Source organism: Streptomyces sp. NPDC051555, from assembly GCF_044454405.1.
GTDB lineage: Bacteria > Actinomycetota > Actinomycetes > Streptomycetales > Streptomycetaceae > Streptomyces.
The window spans coordinates 1-1705 of sequence record NZ_JBITDP010000106.1 but is presented as its reverse complement, the minus strand read 5'-3'; the positions used below and the strand labels follow the sequence as shown (position 1 = coordinate 1705).

The 1705-nt window shown below is 70.2% G+C and carries 2 protein-coding genes; both read right to left on the bottom strand.

What is annotated here, in order from left to right; genetic code table 11:
• Positions 1 to 880, bottom strand: an 880-nt coding sequence (locus ACIBEA_RS44515; protein ID WP_399270283.1) for a DDE-type integrase/transposase/recombinase, incomplete at its 3' end; no start/stop codon positions are given.
• A 103-nt stretch (positions 881 to 983) separates the two neighbouring features.
• On the bottom strand, positions 984 to 1568 hold the full coding sequence (locus ACIBEA_RS44510) for a DUF6431 domain-containing protein (protein ID WP_399270281.1): 585 nt from the start codon (positions 1566 to 1568) through the stop codon (positions 984 to 986).
• Between the last annotated feature and the right edge of the window lie 137 nt (positions 1569 to 1705).

The following is a 1705-nucleotide window of genomic DNA, read 5'->3' as shown; positions in this document are numbered from 1 at the left end:
GCCTGTTCAGCTCACCCAGATGCTCAATTTCACCGACCCTCTTGTCGTCGAGCTCGACGAGAAACTGGTCCCGGACGGTGCGGAAGAACCGTTCGATTTTGCCCCTGCCCTGCGGCCGTCCCGGCTTCGAGTGCGTGAGCCGGATCGCCAAGGACGCGCAGGCCCGCAAGAGCCACGTGTCGACGAAGGCACTCCCGTTGCCGACGTAGACCGATTCGGGGACCCCTCGTGCGGCGAGTGCGGGCCGCAGGGCCGCGGCGAGACGGACGGTGTCCTCCGCGAACCCGAACCGGTGCCCCACGATCGCCCGCGAATGATCGTCGATGAAAGCAAAGAGGTACGTCTTCCGGCCGCCGATCTTCGGCCCGTGCAAGGCGTCGCCGGTCCACAACTCGTTGCCGCGGGTGGCCTCGAAACGCCCGAACACACCGGGGCGGCCACCTTCGCCGGTGCCGGTCAGGCCGGCGCCGGCGAAGTGCCGCTGCAACGTGCGGTCGGTCGGTGACCAGCCCTGCGTCGTCCGCAGGATCCGCTGGATCTGGGCCGCCGTGCGGCCCGGGTTCTCCCGCTTGAGCGCGGCCGCCAGGTCCAGCACCTCCACCGGCGTCCGCGGGGTGACCTGCCGCGGGGCCGGCACCAGCGCGGGAAACCCGCCCGCGCGGTAGTGACGAGTCCAACGGTCCAGCGTGCCGCGGGTGACCCGTACTTGCCGGCCGAACGGGTCGGTGTGTTCCTTCTCCGCCAGCTCCCGCGCGAGTTTCCCGCGCTGGCGTGTCGTGAGTTTCGGGTCGATCAGGTCCTGGACCAGGCCGTAGCGGAACAGGCCCACCAGCCGGGCCCGCTCCGCCCGGCGACGGTCCTCGTCCTCACTCGGTGACATAGGCAACCCACCTCGCGTCTCGAACAGAGCCCGCCGCTCAGTCGGCGGACGCGATCAAGACTCCCGACACCTCCCGATCCCGCCCAGGGGCGGCCCGTGTTGATCAAATAGCGATAGAAGAAGAGGTCAGGACCCTGCCGCCCATCGCCCGGCCGGCGAACTCCCACCGCGACACGGTGAGCATCTGCGGCCACCTGGCCGAGGCCGCTTGATGGGCGGCGGCGACCGCCGAGACGGCATCGGCGAGCGTCGAAGGTGCCGCATCCGGCATCACCGGGTCATCGGCGAGCGCGACCAGAGCGACGGTGAAGTGGCGGCGCACGGTCTCCGCCCGCCCGGCGAACGCCCGCAACCAGCCACGGACCGTGCCCTCGGCCCTGCCCAGAACGGCGGCGACCTGGCGGTGCCCCATGCCCAACGCGGCTATCTCCAGCCCGGCCCCGATCACCTCGGCCGCATCCGCCCGCCGCGGCCAAAACACCTGGGCCAGCAGCACGTGCGTGACCTTGCAGCCCGAACAACGTGTCCGGCGCGGCCGCAGAAACAGCCGGGCCCCCAGATCACCCCGGATCTCCCGGGGCCGGCCATGTCCCCACGGCGCCAGGACCGCCCCGCAGGACGGACACGTCAGCCGGCCTTCCCGCAGCTGCCGATCCACCAGCAGGACATCGGTATCGACGATGAGCACTCGGCGCCTCTCCGCTTCGTGTCCACGGTGTCGTCGCACACGAAGCGAGATCAGACTGCCCAGCGAAACCAGCACCCATGTTCACCGACGCTGTCGCGAACCCCCACCTACGTGCTCACACAGAGAGTCGTCCAACA